This is a genomic window from Paenibacillus sp. sptzw28 (assembly GCF_019550795.1).
Classification (GTDB): domain Bacteria; phylum Bacillota; class Bacilli; order Paenibacillales; family Paenibacillaceae; genus Paenibacillus_Z.
In genome coordinates this window covers 2915184-2936350 of the sequence record NZ_CP080545.1, presented here as the reverse complement: position 1 = coordinate 2936350, position 21167 = coordinate 2915184, and the positions used below count along the sequence as shown (strand labels likewise).

Below are 21167 nucleotides of genomic sequence, written 5' to 3'. Positions count from 1 at the left end.
AGAACGTATCAGGCAAGGGAAGCAGGAAGCGCAATCCATAGAACAGTGCCGGTACCCGGTACGCTATCCGCACCGATAATGCCGCCGTGAGCCTCGACAATCTCTTTGGCAATTGCCAAGCCGAGTCCGCTGCCCCCATCTGCGGAGTTTCTGGAAATCTCTATCTTATAAAAGCGGTCGAAAATGTACGGCAGATGTTCGGCTCCAACGCCGATGCCCGTATCGGACACACTTGCAACGACTCGTCCGTCCCCGTGAATATAAGTGAAAGAAAGCGCTATCTTGCCTCCCGCTTCAGTATGTTTAATTGCATTGTAGATAAGGTTGGCCATAACTTGATCCATTCTCGGCAAATCGAGATTAAGCAAAATGCGGTCGGGCTCCACTTGTTTCCCGTGAACGTCGGTACCGGTGCTATATTCGCAAGCAAAGACATGACCTCCACTGCGGACATCGATTTCATACTGATCGCGCAGCTGCTCCATCCACGTTGACAGCTTGACCTCCGACAAATCAAACCGCAGCTGACCCGCTTCCAGCTTTGCAAGCTCAAACAAATCTCCTATAAGCCGGTTAAGCCCGACTACCTTGCCGAGCATCATCCGGATGTATTTCTGCTGCTGTTCCCCCGATTTTACCACTCCGTCTTGTATCGCTTCCAAATATCCCTGTAAAAGGGTAATCGGCGTTCGCAAATCGTGGGATATATTGGTCATCAGATGACGTCTGGACCTCTCCAATCTGCCGAGCTCCCTGTTTCTCTGCTCCAATGTTTCATTCGTCCGGCGAAGCGCCTCCGTCCGTTCTTCGATTCGTTCCTCCAAATGCACGTTCAATTCGCGCAGTTCGCTCGACACCTGCTCCACCCTGCGCAGAGCGCTTGAGAATCTTGTGGAAATAATAAACGACTGCATGAGAATAAAGAAGAAGAGCCCAACCGGAACGAGCTGCATATAGACGAACCATTCGTTATAAAACAGCATGTCGTTAAGAATCGTCGCTACAAAGACCGCCAGACCGATCAGAACAAATGCCGAGCCTTCCCGCTTTCTAAGACGGGCAATAATGAGTACCGCTAAGGAGTAGAGACTGACGGTAAGAACAAAGAGCTGAAACAGCGGCAGCGTTCTCGTAAAGACGATAACCGGGCTGACAATAACGAATAAAGTCAGTGCCACACCGATGCCGACGACGCCCTTCATGAACTTCCTTGAAGCATCGAGCGGAAACAGCCGGTAGATATATAAGTAGCCGCTCACTGCGCTTAAGGAAAAAGAAATATATTCTATCTTCATCCCCATTTCCCAGCCGACTGGAAACAACTGCACCAAATAAGAATCTCCGGTTACGGTTGCCCGCAATGCGACAAACAAACAAAGCAGCCCAAAATGTATCGTAAACCGTTCCTGCTTGCGCAAAGCATATAACCCGATATGATAAATGCCTATTATGAACAAACTACCGAATAAGACCATATCCTGAGCAGATGCTTGCGTTTGCGACCGAATAAGACGGCTGTTCTCGCCAAGTTTCAAATCAACCCAGATGCCGCCTTTACGATGCTGAAAATTGGACACCTGCACGACGATATCAAGCCGGTCTGTATTTCCGTCAAACGCAACGATCTGCGGAAATTGCTCGGCGCGGGACGTTTCGCGGTTTGTGCCTACCATCCCTTCGGCCGCAAGCGGCTTTCCGTTAACCCAGAGCTTGTACGCGCTAAAAATATTCGGCACGCGAAGCCCCAGAATTTGCTCGGTCGGCTTGATCAAGACGGACAGACGGTACGTTCCATAGCCTTGACCGTCTGCAATGCCGTAACTGCGCGGGTAGCTGTTCCACGACTTGGGGACGGTTACAAACCGGGCGTCCTTGGCTGCCGCGGCTTCATCCGGCGGCAACAGCCGCCGCTCATAGAACGCCCACTGGCCGGTTAACGGCAGGTCGCCGTCCTTCTCAAAGGACCAATTGCGCAGATCCAGCTCGCCTTGGACGGCTGAAGGATTGGCATATTCCGACTCCGCACTGCAGCCGGCAGCGATGAAAGCTATGAAAAGTGTTGCGATGAATAAAAACAAAAAGCGGCGAAGAATGGCGGACCCCTCCTGCAAAAACGCGGATTGCCCATAGGTCCCTCCATTGGATATAATAAGTCGAGGTAAAGGAGGGCGCGCAATGAACGGGAATAAAATTTTGGTGGTTGATGATGAAACGGAAATCACCGAACTTATTACGTTATATATGGAGCAGGATGGCTTTGTCGTTCATTCGACGGATAACGGAGAAGATGCTATCATGCTTGCTCATGAGCTGAACCCGGATTTAATCATCCTTGACATCTCGCTGAAAGGCCTGGACGGGTTTGAAGTGTGCACGCGCATTCGGACCGTTTCCAGCGTTCCCATTTTGTTCATAAGCTGTAAAAGCGACGATACCGATATTATACACGGTCTTACGGTCGGCGGCGACGATTATATGACCAAGCCCTTCAGTCCGAGCCAGCTTGTCGCCCGTGTCAAAGCCCATCTTCGCAGACAGTCGGTGTTCGAGCAGAGGAGGACGGAGCGGGAGCTCGAGGAGGTCATGAATTTCGACGGACTCGTTATTGATTTGCCGGCCAGAACCGTCCACGTGATGGATAAAGAAGTATTTCTGTCCGCCAAAGAATTCGACCTGCTTGTGCAACTTGCCAGATCTCCGAACCGCGCTTTTGCATTGGACGATCTGTATACGATTGTATGGGGCCATGACAGTATGGGTGATACTCGTACTCTGATGGTTCATATCAGCAACCTGCGCAAGAAAATCGAGCCCGATCCGGCTAATCCGATATTTATCGTAACTGTCCGCGGGGTAGGCTACAAATTCAACATTAAGGAAGGAAGCTCAAGCACATATGTACAAGGCTGATCAATGGAAAGATTACGAACTGCTGGACACAGGCGGAGGCGAGAAGCTGGAGCGCTGGGGCTCGTACGTGCTGAGACGCCCGGACCCGCAAATCATATGGCCGATTGCAGACGAGACGGGACGCTGGAAAACGGCTGACGGTCATTATCACCGGAGCTCCTCCGGCGGCGGCGAATGGGATTTCCGCACGAAAATGCCCGACAGGTGGACGATCTCTTACGGCGATTTGAAATTTCACATCAAGCCGACCAGCTTCAAGCATACCGGACTTTTTCCCGAGCAGGCGGTCAACTGGAGCTGGATGATGGACAAGATCCGCAGCGCGAAGCGGCCGATCCGGGTCTTGAATCTTTTTGCCTATACAGGCGGAGCTACGATAGCGGCCGCTTCTGCCGGAGCGGAGGTGTGCCATGTGGACGCCGCCAAGGGAATGGTCCAGTGGGCCAAAGAAAACGCTCAGCTGTCAGGACTCGAGAACAGCCGGGTCCGCTACATAACCGACGATGTGTTCAAATTCGTACAGCGCGAGCAGCGGCGAGGGCGCCAGTATGACGCCATCATCATGGATCCGCCTTCGTACGGGCGCGGTCCAAACGGCGAGATGTGGAAGCTTGAGGAGAACCTGTACCCTTTCCTGGAATCCTGTACGACCATTTTGTCACCGGATCCGTTATTCGTGCTTGTTAATTCGTACACGACAGGCTTATCCCCGTCGGTACTGCACAACCTGCTTCACATGACAATGGGACGCAAGAGCGGCGGGACGATTCATTGCGGTGAAATCGGACTGCCCATAACCGCTTCCGGCTTGACTCTGCCATGTGGAATACTGGGCCGCTGGGAGGCCGAGTAGCATGTTTCGCGATCATCAGCCGGCGGCTTCCCGGAAGCTGCCGATTTTGTATGAGGATAATCATTTGCTTGCCGTGGTCAAGCCGCCGGGCATTTTATCTCAAGCGGACGACACCGGCGAACCCGATATGGTTAACCTGCTCAAGGAAGATCTGAAAGAACGCTATGCCAAGCCCGGCAATGTCTATGTAGGGCTTGTTCACCGCCTGGACCGTCCCGTCGGCGGAGCCATGCTTTTCGCGAAGACCTCCAAAGCGGCTTCACGGCTATCCGATGCGGTCCGCCGCCGTTCGTTCGAGAAAATCTACGTAGCTGTAGCCCACGGCTCTCCTGCGGCTCCTTCCGGCCGTCTAAGGCATTATCTACGCAAGGATGCGAGCCGCAATCTGGTATCGGTCCATAACGCTCCGTCTCACGAAACCAAAGAAGCGCTGCTCGATTATGCTGTAGTCGCCAAACGGCCGGACTGCTCGCTCATTGCCGTGAGACTTCTCACCGGGAGGCCTCATCAAATACGGGCGCAAATGGCGGCGATCGGCTGCCCCCTGCTCCAGGACCGTAAATACGGCGCGCCAGCACAGGATGGCGAGCAAGACATCGCGCTTTGGTCTGCATTAATTGGTGTCACCCATCCCGTAACGAAGGAATGGATGACATTTCGCTCCATCCCGCCGAGAACGGAACCGTGGACCCGTTTCGACGAATCCGATTTTATAGGTATCCGTGATCTATTACCTGCAGAAGGATCAAACGGGTGAGCGTTATGCGATTGATATCGACATTACTGATCGCCATTATACTGCTGACAGGTTGTCTGAATGGGCCGTCCCTCGACAAACCAATAGCCGGCGCAGGTACAGGAAATGAACAAATTAGCAGTGAACCGCAGGCTGAAGCGAAGCCGGAAGACACCTCATTCCACACAGATGGTGAACAGCCGGGTTATGTTCAGCCGCCGGAAAATAAACGGAATGACGCCGATTATCCCGAGGCTGACGGGGACACCGAAGCGGTGTGGATGGCGGTCGGCGACATCATGATGCATATGCCGCAGCTTCCGGCCGCTTACGATAAACAACGGAAGCGTTATAACTTTAATCCGTTCTTCGAACAAGTGAAACCCATTCTTGAAGAAGGCGACTGGACACTTGCCAACCTGGAGACGCCTATAGCCGGCAAATCGCTCGGATATTCGGGATTTCCGCGATTCAATGCTCCGTCCGAGCTTGCTGAAGCGCTTAAGTACGCAGGCTTCAATATAATTACAACCGCCAATAATCACGCGCTTGACCGCGGTGCCGAAGGCTTAAGACTGACCTTGAACAATCTGCTCGCGCAGGGGTTTACCGTGAAAGGAACGGCCCGTTCCAAGGCTGAGGCCGATAAGCTGACAATAGTCAAGCATAAGGGCATTCGAATGGGCTTGCTTGCATATACGTACGGCACCAACGGTATTGCACTGCCGAAGAATAAACCGTATGCGGTTTCTATTATCGAAGAAGCGACGATTATTCGGGATATCGGCCGTCTCCGCGAGGCAGGCGCCGATTTTATCACGGTGGCCCTCCATTTCGGGACGGAATATCAAGCCCAGCCAAACGATAGGCAGAAAGCGCTCGCCCGTAAGCTGATAGCTGCAGGCGCGGATATTATTGCAGGGTCCCACCCTCATGTCGTTCAGCCCTACGAAACGGTAGAGACGACTGCCGGGGATGGTTCTCCAAGACGGGGGCTGATTATCTATTCCATGGGTAACTTCCTCTCCAATCAGCGGGGCGACATGAAGGATTTCGGAGTAATATACAAGGTTCGCATCCATAAAGATAAGTCAGGAATGACAACGATCGGCGATGTCCAGCCGATTCCGACGTGGGTATACCGCAGCGGCCTCAAAGGCTCTTATCGCTATATGATCCTTCCGCTGGAGCGAGCGGTCGATTCACGGCAAATCAAGGAGCTTACCGATGCGGATTATGAATCGTTAATCCGCAGCTTGGATGTAATGGTTCAAAGGATTACGTCAATGGCTGCTGCATCGAATACTAAAAAATGATTATCCATAAATAAAAAACCGCCCTTATGCATAAGCATAAGGGCGGCGCCATTTACGAGTTAGCGACCTTGCCAAGTAAATAGACCAGCAATTGTTGATTGTGCGAAGAAATGCGATCCAATGCTTCCCCGATATAAGCATCCCGTAACGCGATTCCACGTTTCGCTTCCGCTTCTCCTTTCTCCGTGACGGTTACCCATACGATCCGTCTATCGTTCTCATCACGGTTGCGTTCAACTAAGCCGCCGCGCTCCATCCTGTCAAGCAGAGTCGTAATTGCAGCCGGCGTTGTCGTGAGAAATGCCAGCAAGTCCGACGGTTTCATCGGCTGAAGCTGTATAAGCAGTTCCAAAACCACCAGTTGACCTTCCGTCAAACCCGGGGCCAGAGCATCCTCCAGGTGCATTTTCCAATCCTTCGTCAGCTTCATCCACAATCGGGCAAATTCGGCAGTTACGATAACGATCACCCGCTTTCTTTCCAGTTTTCTACTTATCCATATTATAGCATTGCGATTTGTCGAATAAAAGATTAATGCAGTTAATATTTTGAGTCATTAATCGATTGAATAGAGAACCATTTGACAGAGTTAGACATACAATACCGATATGGGCTGTTGAACATGCTCGAAAATGAGAACGGGAGCGTGACAATAATGGACGACCGTAAGCTCGAACTGGTGCAAAAGCTGAAAGATTCGGGAATTATAAAAGACCCACAGTGGCTGGACCGGCTGGATGAACCGGCGCCATTGTGGGTCGTGCTCGACATTATGGTAAAGCTCATGGAGCGCGTCGATCCGCCCCATCAGCCTTTTGATTAGACGGTTTCTACACATCCGCCTTTGGGAAGAAGGTAGTAAGGACATCCTTTTTGTCGACGGGTGCGAGGAGTTTTCCGATTGATTTCCGGTCCTCGATCGGCGCTTTCTCGGTTGAAGCCGTGAGCTGCGCGCCTGAGGAAGTCAAAAGCAGAAGCTCGCGTTCTTCTTTGCAAAGCAGCGCGCCGATAAGCCGCTCACCGTTGGAGCGTACCCGCTTGCCTTCTTTGAATTCAAAGGTAGCAACGCCCTTGCCGCCCCGGCCTTGTACCGGATAGTCCAGCAGAAGCGACCGTTTGCCGTAGCCGAGCTCAGTCAGGACAAGCACTTCACCCTCATCGCCCGACACCCATTCGGCAGCCACGATTTCATCCTCTTCCTTAAGCTGAATGCCGCGTACACCCGCAGCAACGCGTCCCATTGCGTTGACCTCGCTCTCCATGAAACGAATACTCATGCCGAGCTTGCTCACAAGCAGCAAATCCTGACCTCCGTCACTGAGGGATACGCGAAGCACATCGTCACCTTCCCCGAGCTTGACGGCCGCTATAGCGGTTGAACGCGTCGAGCGGTACTCCTTCAGCTCCGTACGCTTTACCTGCCCCCGCTTGGTAACAAACACAAGCGAGCGGTCCGCTTCTTCAAAGTCTTTCACCGGAATGACGCTTACGATCGAATCGTCCTTCGGCAGCGGTACGACATTCACAACCGCCGTGCCGGTATCTTTCCATTTAAATTCCGGGATCAGATGCACCGGCAGCTGATAGTATTGGCCTTTACGCGTGAACAGCAGGAGCTGGTCTATGGTACTAACGTCAAGCAATGTACGGACGACGTCGCCTTCCTTCACTCCTGCGCTGCCAAGCTCGCCACCGGACCTTGTAAATGACAGCTTGGAGGTTCGTTTGATATAACCGTTCTGGCTGAGTGTGACAAGCACATCCTCGGCCGGTACGATAACCTCCAAGTTCACTTTGAGCTCCTCTACTTCACCCTGAATATCGGAACGTCGGTCAATGCCGTATTTCTCGCGAATCTCAAGCAGTTCGTCCTTGATCACGCCGATCAGCTTCTTCTCGGATGCGAGAATGGAACGAAAATAGGCGATCCTTTTCTGAATCTCCTTCAGTTCCTTTTCGAGTGAGGTAATTTCAAGATTGGTCAACCGGTAAAGCTGGAGCGTCAGTATCGCATCGGCTTGACGTTCGGTGAAACCGAACTTCTCAACGAGGTTGTTCTGTGCATCCTGCCGGTTTTTTGACGCTTTAATCGCAGCAATGATCTCATCGAGCAAATTAAGCGCTTTTACGAGACCTTCCAGAACGTGGGCACGGTCTTCCGCTTTCTCAAGCTCATACCTGGTGCGGTGTGTAACGACTTCTCTCTGGTGAGCGATGTACGCCGTCATCATGTCCTTCAAGCCGAGCTGCTTGGGCGTTTTATTCACAATGGCGACCATATTGAAGTTATAGGTCACCTGGAGGTCCGTTTTCTTCAGCAAATAAGCGAGAATTCCCTGAGCGTCGGCGTCCTTCTTCAGCTCAACGACGATGCGAAGCCCGTTGCGGCCGCTTTCGTCGCGGACTTCTGCGATACCTTCAACCTTTTTCTCGATCCGGATGTTTTCCATTGCCGTAACAAGGCGTGACTTTACGACCTGGTATGGTATTTCCGTAATTACGATTTGCTCGCGTCCGCCCTTCATGTCTTCGATAGACGTTTTTGAACGGACATGGATCCGGCCTTTTCCGGTTTCGTACGCTTCCCGAATGCCTTCCTCGCCCATTATAAGTCCGCCGGTCGGGAAATCAGGTCCTTTTACGATAGCCATTAATTGCTCGAGCGCAAGCTGCGGGTTCTCCATTACCGCAACACAGGCGTCGATCACTTCGCGCAGGTTGTGCGGAGGAATTTCGGTAGCGAACCCGGAGGAAATACCGCTGACCCCATTAACAAGCAGATTCGGATAGCGGGAAGGCAGTACGACCGGTTCTTTCGTCGTATTATCGAAATTGTCTTTGAATAAGACCGTCCGTTTCTCAATATCCCGAAGGAGCTCCATCGCGATAGCGGACAGCCGGGCTTCCGTGTAACGCATCGCCGCCGCCGGATCATCGTCAAGGGAACCCCAGTTGCCATGGCCGTCAACGAGCGTATGCCCCATCTTCCAAGGCTGAGCCATACGGACCATACCTTCGTATATCGAGGAGTCGCCGTGCGGGTGATAGTTACCCATAACGTCGCCCACTGTTTTGGCCGACTTGCGGTAGGGCTTGTCAGGCGTGTTCCCTGCATCATACATCGCGTATAAAATACGCCTCTGGACAGGCTTCAGTCCGTCGCGCACATCAGGAATGGCACGGTCTTGAATGATGTATTTGGAATAGCGTCCGAAGCGGTCGCCTACGACCTCCTCCAGAAACGCCGGCAAAAACTGTTCTAAGATGCTCATGGCGCTATTTTCTCCTATTCCTCATATTCGGTAAAATCTACGTTCTCGACGATCCATCGTTTTCGCGGATCGACTTTATCGCCCATCAGCGTCGATACGCGGCGTTCGGCTTTTGCTGCATCTTCGATTTGAACCTGAAGCAGCGTCCGCGATTCCGGATTCATCGTCGTCTCCCACAGCTGGTCGGGGTTCATTTCGCCAAGCCCCTTATATCGCTGCAGCTCGAACTGTTTGCCGAACTCTTTCAAATAGTTTTGCAGCTGCTCGTCGGTCCATGCATAACGGACCGTATTCAGCTTGCCGGTTTTACGGGAAATCTTATACAGAGGCGGTTGGGCGATAAAGACACGGCCCGAATCAATAAGCGGCTTCATATAGCGGTAGAAGAACGTTAGAAGCAGCACTTGAATGTGAGCGCCGTCCGTATCGGCATCCGTCATGATAATGATTTTGTTATAGTTGCACGATTCCGCGTCAAACTCGGGTCCGATACCGGAGCCGATCGCAGCGATAATCGCCTTGTATTCGTCGTTCTTGAGAATATCGATCAGCTTGGCTTTCTCCGGGTTCATCGGTTTTCCCTTTAGCGGGAGAATTGCTTGGTGTTTCGAGTCCCGGCCCTGTTTCGCGGAACCGCCGGCGGAATCACCTTCGACAATAAACAGCTCATTGCGCGTGAAATCCTTCGATTGAGCCGGAGTAAGCTTGCCGCCAAGATTGGAGCTTTCGCTCTTTTTCTTGCCGCTGCGGATTTCCTCGCGCGCCTTGCGCGCCGCTTCGCGGGCTCTTGACGCTTGGATCGATTTCTTAAGAAGCATCTGCGCAACCTGCGGATTTTCTTCGAGGAACACCTGCATTTTATCCGATACGATAGCGTCTACCGCACTTCTGGCCGATGCACTGCCGAGCTGGTCCTTCGTCTGTCCGACGAATTCCACCTCCGACATCTTGATGTTGATGACAGCCATCATGCCTTCCCGCAGGTCGTTGCCTTCAAGGTTCTTGTCCTTTTCCTTGATAAGCGAATTTTTACGCGCATAATCGTTCATGACCCGTGTATAAGCGGTTTTAAATCCCGTCTCATGAGTACCGCCGCCGCGCGTCGGGATGGAGTTGACGAATGAAGCCATCGTCTCCGTATAGCCGTCGTTATACTGCAGCGCCACTTCAACTTCAATATCATCTCGTTCCGCCGCAAAATGAATCACGTCGTGAAGTACGGTCTTGTCTTCGTTCAGGTACTGCACGAATTGTCGCGCGCCGCCTTCATAATGAAAAACATCCTGCTTGCCGCTTCGCTCGTCTTTGACGGTCACTTTGAGGCCCGAGTTCAGAAATGCGATTTCCTGCAGACGTTCGGACAAAGTGTCGTAATTGATGGACGTGTTTCCATGGAAAACGCGCGCATCCGGCTTGAACGTAACCTTGGTGCCGGTCCGGTTCGTGTTTCCTATTATTTCAAGCCCTTTGACCGGCTCACCGACATGCTCTTTGCCGTCTTTATCGATCCAATACTCGAAACGCTGTTTATGTATTTTTCCATCCCGAGATATTTCGACCTCAAGCCATTCCGAAAGCGCGTTCGTAACGGATGCACCCACACCGTGAAGGCCGCCGGACTTCTTATAGCCCCCGCCGCCGAACTTTCCGCCGGCATGCAGAATCGTGAAGACGACCTGCGGCGTCGGGATTCCGGTCTTGTGCATTCCCGTCGGAATACCCCGGCCATTGTCGCGAACCATAATGGAGCCGTCTGAGTGAATAACGACCTCGATCGCGGAACAAAATTTGGCCAAATGCTCATCAACCGCATTATCGACGATTTCCCAAACGAGATGGTGCAATCCCGAGCTCGTGGTGCTCCCGATATACATCCCGGGCCGTTTGCGGACAGCGGTTAACCCCTCCAGCACTTGTATGTCGTCGGCCTCATAATTGCGATTAGCAGCCGAAGAAGTTTCGCCCGCAAACAGATCCAACTGCTCAGTCATACTTGTCCCCCTAAAAGTTTTCTGCGAATACAACCCTGATATACTTCTTCGCGAGCAGAAAACTTACTTCGTAAGCGTAGGCTAAGTTTTCTGCGAATACAACCCTGATATACTTCTTCGCGAGCAGAAAACTTACTTCGTAAGCGTAGGCTAAGTTTTCTGCGAATACAACCTGACATACTTCTTCGCGAGCAGAAAACTTACTTCGTAAGCGTAGGCTAAGTTTTCTGCGAATACAACCCTGATATACTTCTTCGCGAGCAGAAAACTTACTTCGTAAGCGTAGGCTAAGTTTTCTGCGAATAGCGCGTTAATATTCTTTCATGCGAGAAATCTCGCATCGTAAGCATAAACCAAATATTTACGGAAGCGCAAGTTATATCATTATTACTCAAAGAAGATCTCTCCGTAAAGATCATCACTTAAGCCGGATTTTCCTGCTTAGAGTCGGCCCACCGGCACGTAACCGCTGCTATAAGCCGGTTTTAACCGTTTATCACATATCCTCCGTCTGCGGAACGGCTTACAATCCCGAAGCAGACATGTGAAGCGAGCGCTCACGGCATCATAATTCCTACAGATCGGAGGCCGAGCCATAGATCGGCGAACGCGGCCTCCGCTGCCAAATTATTTTCATATCAAGACAACGCTTCAAGCTATTCTAATTCAAGATGTCCTGTTTCGTAAAGACGCCGAACGAAACGATCAGACCGCCAATCGCCCAAGCCGCCAATGTTATGAGTGAAAATGAGAGCGTCATCCCGTTGATCGGGGGCGGCGAACCGGACAAATAATTGGTCAAATCGAGGTTCACGGCAAACAAGTATTTTGCGCTTTCCCAAGACGAGGACATACTGGAGAGAATCGTTCCGGCGATAACCGCCGCCATCATGGTCACAATGCTTGCCGCCGAGCTTCTGATGAGAACCGATACCATAAGCGCCAATATGGCCACTGTCATGGAGGAGACCCAGATAAGACCGGATTGCATCAGAATGTATAGCCATTGAGGAACCGCGTGTACGTAAGCGTCGTCGACCGTCGAGCCGTGAATGACGAAACCGGTGAATACCGGCATATCCCAACCAGTATATCCAAAAAAAGCGCCAGAAATGAGATAACTGAGGATGCCGCTCGTCACGACGATTAGTGAAACGTAGAGCGTCAGCGCCACCAGCTTGCTGAATAAGATTTTCCACCTGCGGACGGGTCTGGTCAACAGCATCTTGATGGTACCGGTCGAGCGTTCTCCCGAAACAAGATCGGATGCGATCGCAAGCACGAGCAGCGGGTAAAACAATGAAACGGAATTTTCCATAAAGCCGCGTGTGAAGGTAACGCCGTCAGGCGAATTGGGATTAACGTCATGATCGAGATAATACTGAAGCTGCTGAACCGCAATTTTACGGTATCGTTTCCAATCTTCCGGGATTCTCTCGCTGGAAAGCGCATTCTGGTAATCGTTAATTTGCTGAACCAGCTGATTCCGCCAATCTTTAAAGTTTTTCTTGTTGTTTTCGGCGATTTTCACCTGAGCGTAAGTAAATATCGGGATAAGTACGAGCAGTACGAGAATGACAACGTAAAAGCGTTTTTTTTTCCAAATTTTCAGCGTCTCATTCTGAATAAGCGGCAGCATTCTATCCAATTCTCTCCCCCTCCGTCATTTGCAGAAATAACTCCTCAAGGGTAGGGGCAATTCGCTGTACGGACATGACCCCAATGCCGGCGCGCACCGCTTTCTCAACTACAAACGGTATCCGATCGACGCGCATCGTGGTGATAATCGCATGCTTCAAGCCTGCAATGATGCCTTCGTCGATCCGGTGCTCGTCGTCGCCGATAAACTGCAGCTCCTGTTCGGACGCCAGCAGCCGCCTGCCCGCTTCCGGTTGGTCAAACTGCCACACCACGTAAGTGCCGGCTTGCTCGACAAGCTCATCCACCGTTCCCACCGCAAGGACGCGGCCCTGACTGATAATCGCGACGCGGTCGCACATGAGCTGAATTTCGCTGAGCAAATGACTCGAAATAAACAGGCTCATCCCTTGGCCGGCGAGCATACGGATAAACTCTCTCAATTCCTTGATCCCCTTCGGGTCAAGCCCGTTCGTCGGCTCGTCCAGAATGAGCAGCTTCGGACGCCCGAGCAGCGCTTGCGCTATTCCAAGCCGCTGCCGCATGCCGAGTGAATAAGTCTTTACTTTATCTTGTATCCGCTGATCAAGACCTACGACCTCCACAACCTCTTGAATGCGGGCCGCGTCGATCCCCGGCTGCATACGCGCAAAATGCTCAAGGTTCTCCCAGCCCGTCATGAAAGTATAGACCTCCGGGTTCTCGACAATACAGCCGATATGGCGAAGCGCTTCCTCGGGATCCCTGTGAACATTGTGCCCGCAGATAAAGATTTCGCCCGCTGTCGGTTTGATAAGATCGACCAGCATCCGGATAGTCGTTGTTTTACCGGAACCGTTCGGTCCGAGAAACCCGAATATTTCGCCTGCCCGCACATCGAAAGAAACATCATGGATAATCATTTTTCCACCGATTTTCTTTTTAACGCCTTTGACGGACAAGACGGTCTCAAATTGATCCGCAGTTGACACTTTAACCGCCGTTTCATGTCGTTGATCGGACTTTTTAACAGAACTGGTTGAGCGCATCGGGCTGAAGCCTCCTATTCCAAAGACTGGACGATCCGTATGGCGATTTGGGTGTAGCCGTCATGATTCGGATGAAAATGATCGGAAGAAATATAACGGGACAAGGTGCGCTCGAACAGGTCGTACGTCGGAACCATTGTCATATTGGGATAAGAATGTATATGTGCGTAGGCCTTCTCGTTCCATTCCTGGACCTCCAGGCTGCCTTCCCTTAAATCCTTCACATCGAAGAATGGGTTATACAATCCCGTATATATAACTTGGGCATTTGGGTTGATCTCATTTATTTGCTGCAGCACAAGCTTTAATCGTTCAATTCCTAAGGGAAGCTCCGCCTTGAGCTTGGCCAGATTCAGCTCGCCGGACGATTCACTGGCAGACTCCCCTGAAGCGATTTGGAACAAATCGTTACCGCCGATCGTAAGCAAAATCAAGTTAGCCTGCGATAACGAGTAACGATACCCTTTATCATTCTTTAACAGCTGAACCAACTGGTCCGCACGGAGCCCATTGAGAGCCAGATTATTGATTAGTTTTACAGGTACAGGATACTTTTCCTTCAGCATAGCGACAACCTGCTTGACATATCCGTCACCTGTCGCATCGCCCGTCCCTTTCGTCAAGGAATCTCCAATAGCGGTAATGCGGATTTCCTTGCTCCCGGCAAGGCTGTTCGTCTCAGCCGGTGCCGGAGTCACGGGTTCGCCTGTGTACGCTTCCCCTCTAGGCCAGAGCATATCCTTGACCGAGTATCCGAATCCGACCATTAACAGAAGCGTACAGGCAAGTGCGATAATGCTGATAATTCTCCATAGTCCGCTTGACTGAAAGCCTCTCATTCGTGTCTCTCCTCTCCCTCCGCTAAGAATATAATGCTGCCTGATTAAAACTTTGTAATCTTTTGTCTAAAAGCAAGTCCTTATGTTCTAAAATAATGCTTTCGTAATTAATTTGCAAATTGCCGCGATAGCGGCGAAACGGGTAAAAACCCGGGCTGCCGGCTTACGGTTCCCCCTGATTCCAGGCTTCATCCGCAACCTCCGGCTTGCACGGGTTTACTCCGCGTTATTGTCGGTTGGTTTGACAGTGCTATCACCACTAATCTTAACATCCCGGCAGAGTGTGTACCAATCTCTAAAGAGCGTCCGGTTGAATATTTATAAATAAACGGACACTCAAAGCGCTTAGAAAGGGGGTGAGTCTATGAGCCATAATAAGAACCCTCATTGTCGGTGTGAAAGCTGACGGTGCGGTCCTAATTGTCAAAGCGATGACCGCGCTTTCCCTTACCCGACCTCATATCCTGTTCCATATGTCCCTTATTACAGGGATCCGTTATACTACCCTGTTTACCCACAAGCAAATTATAGTTAGAACAAAAAACAACCCTCCCGGGATAGGTATTACTAAACCTATTTCTAGGAGGGATTTACCTGAATCAACAGCCGTTTCTTAACGCGCCCATTTGGACGCAGTTAATGAACAGCGGATTCGTTCCGGATCGTGAAGCTCTTATCGCTGCTTTAGAGGAAATGCGGGTATGGACAATACTTATGACTGAACATGCCAAATTTATACGTCTTGGTCTGGATCCGAATCCGCAGCAGGAAGAACTGTTCAGGATGGCCGATCAATTTGCTATTGAACTCGATAAGCTCTACAGTCGTACCATAGCGACGCCTCCGACAGCTCCCGACGAAACCCTATATAACCTGAGAGAAGAAACAATTGTCCTGGTGACCAAGCTGATTATATTCAAGAATGAACTTTTCAATGCTCTCGAAGCTTGTATGGGACTCGGCATTCTACCCGCTATTCTTGTAGATCATGTCCGCCGGGAAGCCGACCGTTTTGTGGGTACATTGGAACATTCGAAAAGCAATCAGCAAACCCGCACACGAGAACGCTTAGGGCTAATGGACGGAGAACGCTTTGCGCAAACCGTTCCACGTTTGCTGTATCATCGTCTGCCTCCGGAACAACTCTTTACCGTAGCCATCGAAGAAAGCATGTTCTTCTCCCGCATCCACTCCGAACATGCCGAACACCTCTCGATGAGTTTTCGGCCTGAAGTTCAAGAGAGCTACCGGGAAACAGCCATTCGTTTTAAAAATGATTACCAAAACCTTATGCTCCAAACCAAAGAAGTAGAAAATACCGGTACTCGGCTGCGCCCGCTGCTTGAAGAAAATAAAAGACTCTCCTTTGCATTTCGGGATTATTTGACCAGACTATTAGACGAAATCTCCCTGGCTAGTTGTATTCGATCGTCAGCGATTCTGCCGCTTGCCTCGCGACGTCTCGCGCTTGTTCTATGCTGTCCGATGTGCTGAGAGCAACCGCCATTCGCCGCCCGGGCTTCGTAACCGGCTTTCCAAATACACGCACCTGCGTGTTCGGGAGCGCCAATGCCTGGTCGATGCCTCCGATACGGAACGACTCCGAGTCACGGTCGGCTTTAAGAGTGTGGGAAGCGCCTGGGGTAAGCAGACGAATCGTCGGAATCGGAAAACCGAGAATCGCGCGCGCATGAAGCGCAAACTCCGATAAATCCTGGGTCGCCATCGTAACCATGCCGGTATCGTGCGGCCTCGGCGAAACTTCGCTGAATAAAACGCCGCCCTTTGTCAGGAACAGCTCGACGCCGTAAAGGCCATAGCCGCCAAGCTCGTCGGTCACCGCATGGGCAATCGCCTCAGCTTCCGCTATCTGCTTGTCCGACATGGCGTGCGGCTGCCACGACTCGATATAATCCCCGTCCTTCTGAACATGTCCGATCGGAGCGCAGAAGGACGTGCCTGAGACTGAACGGACGGTCAGAAGAGTGATTTCCGATTCAAAATGAATGAAGCCCTCGACAATGACACGCTGCTTCTTGGCGCGCCCTCCATCCATCGCATACTGCCAGCACGATTCGATCTCCGCTTCGCTGCGGCAAACGCTTTGCCCTTTGCCCGAGGAGCTCATTATCGGTTTAATGACGCACGGGGTCCCGAGCTCCGATACCGCAGCCTGCAGCTCCTCCAGCGAATCGGCAAACCGGTACGGCGCTGTCGGCACTCCGAGCGTTTCGGCAGCAAGCCGGCGAATCCCTTCGCGATCCATCGTAAGCAGAGCGGCACGGGCAGTCGGGATCACGTTAAATCCTTCTTTCTCCAGATCGACAAGCGCGCTAGTTGCAATGGCCTCGATTTCCGGTACGATAAGATCCGGCTTCTCCAGAACAATAACATCGCGAAGTGCGGCCGCATCCAGCATGTCAATAACATGGGAGCGGTGCGCCACCTGCATCGCAGGAGCATTCTCATAGCGATCCACGGCGATTGTTTCAACTCCGAGCCGCTGCGCCTCAAGGATTACTTCCTTGCCGAGCTCCCCTGAGCCGAGCAGCATCATTTTGCGTGCGTTTGAGGAAAGCGGTGATCCATACGACATATAAGAAAAAAACCTCCTGGAAGTAAACGATGTCCGGCCGGATTGCCTCAAAGAAGCATGCCTGCCGGTCATAGTTATCGTTTTCTTCCATTGTGGAGGTTCAAGTTCGAAAAATCAAGAACTATGCCGATAAAAATCGGTACTGTGCTTCTATCAGCCCGTTATACGTGCCGCCATGACGAATCAGTTCATCATGAGTACCCTGTTCGACGATAACACCATGATCCAGCACCACGATACGGTCCGCATTCCTGATGGTTGAGAGACGATGTGCTACGATAAACGATGTCCGGCCGGCAAGAAGCTTCTTGAGCGCTTCCTGGATTTTCAGCTCTGTCTCCGTATCGATGCTTGCAGTCGCCTCGTCGAGAATGAGAACCCTCGGATCCGCGAGAAGCGCGCGGGCGAACGAGAGAAGCTGCCTCTGACCCATTGAAAGGATGTTGCCTCGCTCCTGCACCTGCGTATCATATCCGTCAGGCAGGTTCATGATGAAATCATGCGCGTCAACCGCCGTTGCTGCTTTCACTACTTCATCGTCTGTCGCATCGAGGCGGCCGAACCGGATATTATCCCGGATGCTGCCCGAGAAAATAAACGTATCCTGAAGGACGATTCCGACTTGCGAGCGGAGGCTCTCGATGCTTACATTCCGGATATCGATACCGTCGATAAGGACAGCCCCCTCGACCGGATCATAGAACCGGCACAGCAGGTTCATGATCGTGCTTTTACCGGAGCCGGTATGACCGACAAGCGCTATTGTCTGGCCCGCTTGAACGTCAAGGCTGATGCCCCGCAGTGCCGGCCGCCCTTTCTCGTATTCGAACACGATATTGTCGAATTTAACGTCTCCCCGGATGGCCGGGAGCCTGCCCGCTTCGTGAAGCTCGGCAACAGTTGGCTTCTCGTCGATAAATTCGAATATCCGCTCGGATGACGCCATGGCAATGAGCAGCTGTGCGTACATTTGCCCAAGCCTGTTGATCGGGTCCCAGAAGTTGCCGACGTAGTTGGCAAAACCGACAAGTACGCCGACAGTAATAACTTCTTGTTGAATGAGGTGAGATCCGTACCAGAACAGAATCAGGGTACCGACCGCAGACGTTACTTCGATTATCGGTCCGAACGCCTGGTTCATAGCCGATGCCTTGTTCCAGGCGTTGATGTTGATATTATTGATGTGGTTGAAGAAGCTGAAATTTGCCTTCTCCTGGGTATAAGACTGAGTGACTCGCATCCCTTGAATCGATTCGTTCAAGTGTGAGTTGATGCGGGATTGCTTCATCCGCACATCCTGCCAGGCGAAGCGGATCTTTCTGCGGAGCGCGCCCGAAACGATGAACATGAGTGGGACTGTAATCATAACTGCGAGCCCAAGCTTGAAGTTCCATAAGAGCAGAATGATGATTATACCTACAAGCTGGACGCAGTCCATCAGCAGGTTTACGACACCGTTCGTGAACAAATCCTGCAGCGCATTGACGTCATTCGTAACGCGGACCAATACGGAGCCTGCAGGCCGCTTGTCGAAGAAACGGAACGAAAGCTTCTGAATATGCCGGAACAAATCGTGACGCAGATCGTAAATGACCCGCTGCCCGATGACATTCGTGAATTTAATCCGGTACGTGTTGGATGCCCACTGAATAATATAAAGAATCAACATAAAAGCGGCGTACATATAAAGCTTGGATAAATTCGTTTCGCCGTTTTGCGGAGCGATCGCTTCGTCGATCGCCATCATAACGAGAGTCGGAATGGCAAGTCTGGTTGCCGTTCCAAGAACCATCATGACGATGACGATTGGGAGTATCTGTTTCCGGTATGGCTTCATATAGGTGAAAAGTCTTCTGATTTGCGACCAGTTAAACGGTTTTTCGATCGCGTCGTCGTCTTTATAAATAAATCGTTCGCGGTTATCGCCGCGAGCCGTCTGTTGATCACTCACTGGGCGACCCCACTTTCCGCCGTCATCGGCTTCGTGCCGGATGCTGCCGGCCGATCGGCATATTGAATATTGTATGTGTCCTGGTATGGACCCGGGATCCGGACCAATTCTTCATGCTTGCCGCGCTGGACGATGTGCCCCTTATCCAGCACGATAATCTCATCGGCGTGCCGCAGGGATGAAATCCGGTGGGCAATTATGAACGTCGTCCTGCCGGCCATAACCTCCTTGAAGCCTGCCTGGATCTCATGCTCGGTTTCCATATCGACCGCGCTCGTCGCATCGTCGAGAATAAGTACCCGCGGGTTTATGATCAAGGCGCGCGCGATCGCAATCCGCTGTTTCTGTCCGCCCGAGAGCCCCATTCCTCGTTCCCCGACAATCGTATCGTAGCCTTCGGGAAGCTCCATGATGAAATCATGGGCCTTCGCCAGCTTTGCCGCCTGAATGATTTGCTCCATTGTCACGTCTTTCGCCCCGTAGGCAAAGTTATCCTTAATAGAGCAGGAGAACAGGAATGTCTCCTGAAAGACGGTAGCGATCTGCGAGCGCAGCGATTGGAGCGGCATTTGTTTGATATCTATGCCGTCTATCGTAATGACGCCCTTCTTAATATTGTAAGCCCGCATTAACAGCTGGATGATGGTCGATTTACCGGAGCCGGTGCCGCCCAGCAGGCCGATTACCGTTCCCGGAGGCGCATCGATGTTCAGATCCGTTACAGCCGGAGGTTTATCGGGATAGTTGAACGTTACATCCTCGAAACGGACGTGGCCTTCAATGAGACTGTGTGCAGCCGCATGCGGCTCGTCGGAATTTTTGACGTGCACATATTGGCTGAGGAGCTCGATCAGACGTTCGCCGGAAGCTTTGGACTGCGTGTAGTTATTGATCTGGAAACCGATGCTCCACATCGGACCGATGATATACCAGACCATGCTGAAGAATGCAACAAGCGAGCCTAGCGATAACGTTCCATTAATGACGAGCCTTCCGCCTACTACAAGCAGAATAACGGCGCATATGTTGGCAAGCAGCTCCATAACCGGGAAATATTTTGCCCAGAGGTTAGAGGCGCCCACCTGGTTTGATTTATATTCCTCGCTGCGCGCGGAGAATTTGTCGATCTCGTAAGGCTCTCGGGCGAACGATTTCACCGTTCTTACGCCTGTAATATTCTCCTGTACCGCCGTTGTCAGATTGCTCATTGCCTGCCGCATTTCACGAAAGGCCGGATGAATCCGCTTCTCGAAACGGAATGCCGTGAACACCAGAAGCGGCATCGTTATGAGAGTTACAAGCGTCAGCTGCCAATGAATGGATAACATCATCGAAGCTCCGAATATAATCATCAGCACCATATTCAAAATTTGAGCGAAGCCGAAGCCGATAAAGTTGCGGACCGCCTCAAGATCTGCAGTCAAGCGAGACATCAGGTCTCCTGTCTTGGCCGTATCGTAGTACTGAAACGATAACGTTTGCAGCTTCTCGTAGCATGCGTTCCGCAGCCGGTACGCGACCCGGTTTCCAAGTCTTCCGCCAAAATAGCCGTGCAGGAACTGCAGGCAGCCTTTCAATGTGACGACACCTACAACCGTGAGCGATATCGCAGGCACGAGCTCAAAGTTGCGAGGTTTAATTACATCGTCAATCAGGATCCGCAGCAGGTTGGGGTACACAAGCCCCAGCGCGGTTGCGCATATCAGACAAGCTATCGATGTAAATAACGTTTTTCTTTCGACCCAATAATACTCTTTGAGTTGCCTGAAGACATCCAATGGGTTTCCCTCTCCTTGTTTCCCGCCTTATTATGAGCATTTTTTAATGAGCATGAATGAATATTAACAGCATCATTCCCAGTCGGCAAACAGGGCAGAACCGCATATAGATGGTAAAATCCGCTTTCTCTTCCATCCTGGCGAATAGTTGGGGTGTATTCTCCGATATGGTCTTAAATCATGAGAATAAGCACATAATGCTCCATTTTTGCATATTTGATTTTTGTTTTTGCATGATTGTTTTCAAAAAAAAATAGAA

The 21167-nt window shown here is 51.4% G+C and carries 16 protein-coding genes; 6 read left to right on the top strand and 10 right to left on the bottom strand.

The window, feature by feature from the left end:
• Positions 1 to 8 precede the first annotated feature (8 nt).
• On the bottom strand, positions 9 to 2078 hold the full coding sequence (locus KZ483_RS13105; protein ID WP_220353086.1) for a 7TM diverse intracellular signaling domain-containing protein: 2070 nt from the start codon (positions 2076 to 2078) through the stop codon (positions 9 to 11).
• A gap of 97 nt (positions 2079 to 2175) precedes the next feature.
• On the opposite strand from KZ483_RS13105, the gene KZ483_RS13100 reads away from it, so the two are divergent.
• The 4 genes from KZ483_RS13100 to KZ483_RS13085 are packed head-to-tail and all read left to right on the top strand — an operon-like array spanning position 2176 to position 5815.
• Positions 2176 to 2910, top strand: coding sequence for a response regulator transcription factor (locus KZ483_RS13100; protein ID WP_220353085.1), 735 nt, complete (start codon positions 2176 to 2178; stop codon positions 2908 to 2910).
• A complete protein-coding gene (locus KZ483_RS13095; protein WP_220353084.1) occupies positions 2897 to 3763 on the top strand; it encodes a class I SAM-dependent methyltransferase in 867 nt (288 codons plus the stop codon). The genes KZ483_RS13100 and KZ483_RS13095 overlap by 14 nt, the downstream gene beginning before the upstream one ends.
• 1 nt (position 3764) lies before the next feature.
• On the top strand, positions 3765 to 4520 hold the full coding sequence (locus KZ483_RS13090) for an RluA family pseudouridine synthase (protein WP_220353083.1): 756 nt from the start codon (positions 3765 to 3767) through the stop codon (positions 4518 to 4520).
• A 5-nt stretch (positions 4521 to 4525) separates the two neighbouring features.
• The gene (locus KZ483_RS13085) at positions 4526 to 5815 is read left to right on the top strand and encodes a CapA family protein (RefSeq protein ID WP_220353424.1); all 1290 of its coding nucleotides are present in this window, start codon (positions 4526 to 4528) and stop codon (positions 5813 to 5815) included.
• 52 nt (positions 5816 to 5867) lie between these two features.
• On the opposite strand, the gene KZ483_RS13080 is transcribed toward KZ483_RS13085, so the two are convergent.
• Positions 5868 to 6275 carry a MarR family winged helix-turn-helix transcriptional regulator gene (locus tag KZ483_RS13080; RefSeq protein ID WP_220353423.1) on the bottom strand — a complete coding sequence of 136 codons (408 nt, stop codon included), beginning with the start codon at positions 6273 to 6275 and terminating at the stop codon, positions 5868 to 5870.
• 195 nt (positions 6276 to 6470) lie between these two features.
• On the opposite strand from KZ483_RS13080, the gene KZ483_RS13075 reads away from it, so the two are divergent.
• Complete coding sequence (locus tag KZ483_RS13075) at positions 6471 to 6638, top strand: hypothetical protein (RefSeq protein ID WP_220353082.1); 168 nt, start codon at positions 6471 to 6473, stop codon at positions 6636 to 6638.
• A gap of 7 nt (positions 6639 to 6645) precedes the next feature.
• On the opposite strand, the gene gyrA is transcribed toward KZ483_RS13075, so the two are convergent.
• The 5 genes from gyrA to KZ483_RS13050 form a co-directional block, all read right to left on the bottom strand.
• Positions 6646 to 9087, bottom strand: a complete 2442-nt coding sequence (gene gyrA / locus KZ483_RS13070) for a DNA gyrase subunit A (protein ID WP_220353081.1) — start codon at positions 9085 to 9087, stop codon at positions 6646 to 6648.
• 14 nt (positions 9088 to 9101) lie between these two features.
• Positions 9102 to 11078, bottom strand: a complete 1977-nt coding sequence (gene parE / locus KZ483_RS13065; RefSeq protein ID WP_220353079.1) for a DNA topoisomerase IV subunit B — start codon at positions 11076 to 11078, stop codon at positions 9102 to 9104.
• Between the two features lie 661 nt (positions 11079 to 11739).
• Positions 11740 to 12726, bottom strand: a complete 987-nt coding sequence (locus tag KZ483_RS13060; RefSeq protein ID WP_220353078.1) for an ABC transporter permease — start codon at positions 12724 to 12726, stop codon at positions 11740 to 11742.
• Entirely contained in the window at positions 12719 to 13618 is a 900-nt protein-coding gene (locus tag KZ483_RS13055; protein ID WP_397376199.1) for an ABC transporter ATP-binding protein, read from the bottom strand. Before KZ483_RS13055 ends, KZ483_RS13060 begins: the two co-directional genes overlap by 8 nt.
• 140 nt (positions 13619 to 13758) lie before the next feature.
• Positions 13759 to 14583 carry a GDSL-type esterase/lipase family protein gene (locus tag KZ483_RS13050; RefSeq protein ID WP_220353075.1) on the bottom strand — a complete coding sequence of 275 codons (825 nt, stop codon included), beginning with the start codon at positions 14581 to 14583 and terminating at the stop codon, positions 13759 to 13761.
• 639 nt (positions 14584 to 15222) lie between these two features.
• Here KZ483_RS13050 and KZ483_RS13045 point away from each other — a divergent pair.
• The gene (locus KZ483_RS13045; protein ID WP_220353074.1) at positions 15223 to 16077 is read left to right on the top strand and encodes a DUF2935 domain-containing protein; all 855 of its coding nucleotides are present in this window, start codon (positions 15223 to 15225) and stop codon (positions 16075 to 16077) included.
• Here the strand turns inward: KZ483_RS13045 and purT are convergent.
• The 3 genes from purT to KZ483_RS13030 form a co-directional block, all read right to left on the bottom strand.
• Positions 15998 to 17179 carry a formate-dependent phosphoribosylglycinamide formyltransferase gene (gene purT / locus KZ483_RS13040; protein WP_220353073.1) on the bottom strand — a complete coding sequence of 394 codons (1182 nt, stop codon included), beginning with the start codon at positions 17177 to 17179 and terminating at the stop codon, positions 15998 to 16000. The two genes, KZ483_RS13045 and purT, sit on opposite strands and share 80 nt — an antisense overlap.
• A 121-nt stretch (positions 17180 to 17300) precedes the next feature.
• Positions 17301 to 19130 (bottom strand): ABC transporter ATP-binding protein, encoded by a 1830-nt coding sequence (locus KZ483_RS13035; RefSeq protein WP_258881678.1) that lies wholly within the window; start codon positions 19128 to 19130, stop codon positions 17301 to 17303.
• The gene (locus KZ483_RS13030) at positions 19127 to 20908 is read right to left on the bottom strand and encodes an ABC transporter ATP-binding protein (RefSeq protein ID WP_220353071.1); all 1782 of its coding nucleotides are present in this window, start codon (positions 20906 to 20908) and stop codon (positions 19127 to 19129) included. Before KZ483_RS13030 ends, KZ483_RS13035 begins: the two co-directional genes overlap by 4 nt.
• Between the last annotated feature and the right edge of the window lie 259 nt (positions 20909 to 21167).

Excerpts from the sequence above, each read along its gene's own strand:
- KZ483_RS13100 (WP_220353085.1), top strand. The coding sequence starts at position 2,176 with ATGAACGGGAATAAAATTTTGGTGGTTGATGATGAAACGGAAATCACC.
- KZ483_RS13095 (WP_220353084.1), top strand. The coding sequence starts at position 2,897 with ATGTACAAGGCTGATCAATGGAAAGATTACGAACTGCTGGACACAGGC.
- KZ483_RS13090 (WP_220353083.1), top strand. The coding sequence starts at position 3,765 with ATGTTTCGCGATCATCAGCCGGCGGCTTCCCGGAAGCTGCCGATTTTG.
- KZ483_RS13085 (WP_220353424.1), top strand. The coding sequence starts at position 4,526 with ATGCGATTGATATCGACATTACTGATCGCCATTATACTGCTGACAGGT.
- KZ483_RS13075 (WP_220353082.1), top strand. The coding sequence starts at position 6,471 with ATGGACGACCGTAAGCTCGAACTGGTGCAAAAGCTGAAAGATTCGGGA.
- gyrA (WP_220353081.1), bottom strand. The coding sequence starts at position 9,087 with ATGAGCATCTTAGAACAGTTTTTGCCGGCGTTTCTGGAGGAGGTCGTA.
- parE (WP_220353079.1), bottom strand. The coding sequence starts at position 11,078 with ATGACTGAGCAGTTGGATCTGTTTGCGGGCGAAACTTCTTCGGCTGCT.
- KZ483_RS13055 (WP_397376199.1), bottom strand. The coding sequence starts at position 13,618 with ATGATTATCCATGATGTTTCTTTCGATGTGCGGGCAGGCGAAATATTC.
- KZ483_RS13050 (WP_220353075.1), bottom strand. The coding sequence starts at position 14,583 with ATGAGAGGCTTTCAGTCAAGCGGACTATGGAGAATTATCAGCATTATC.
- KZ483_RS13045 (WP_220353074.1), top strand. The coding sequence starts at position 15,223 with ATGAACAGCGGATTCGTTCCGGATCGTGAAGCTCTTATCGCTGCTTTA.
- purT (WP_220353073.1), bottom strand. The coding sequence starts at position 17,179 with ATGTCGTATGGATCACCGCTTTCCTCAAACGCACGCAAAATGATGCTG.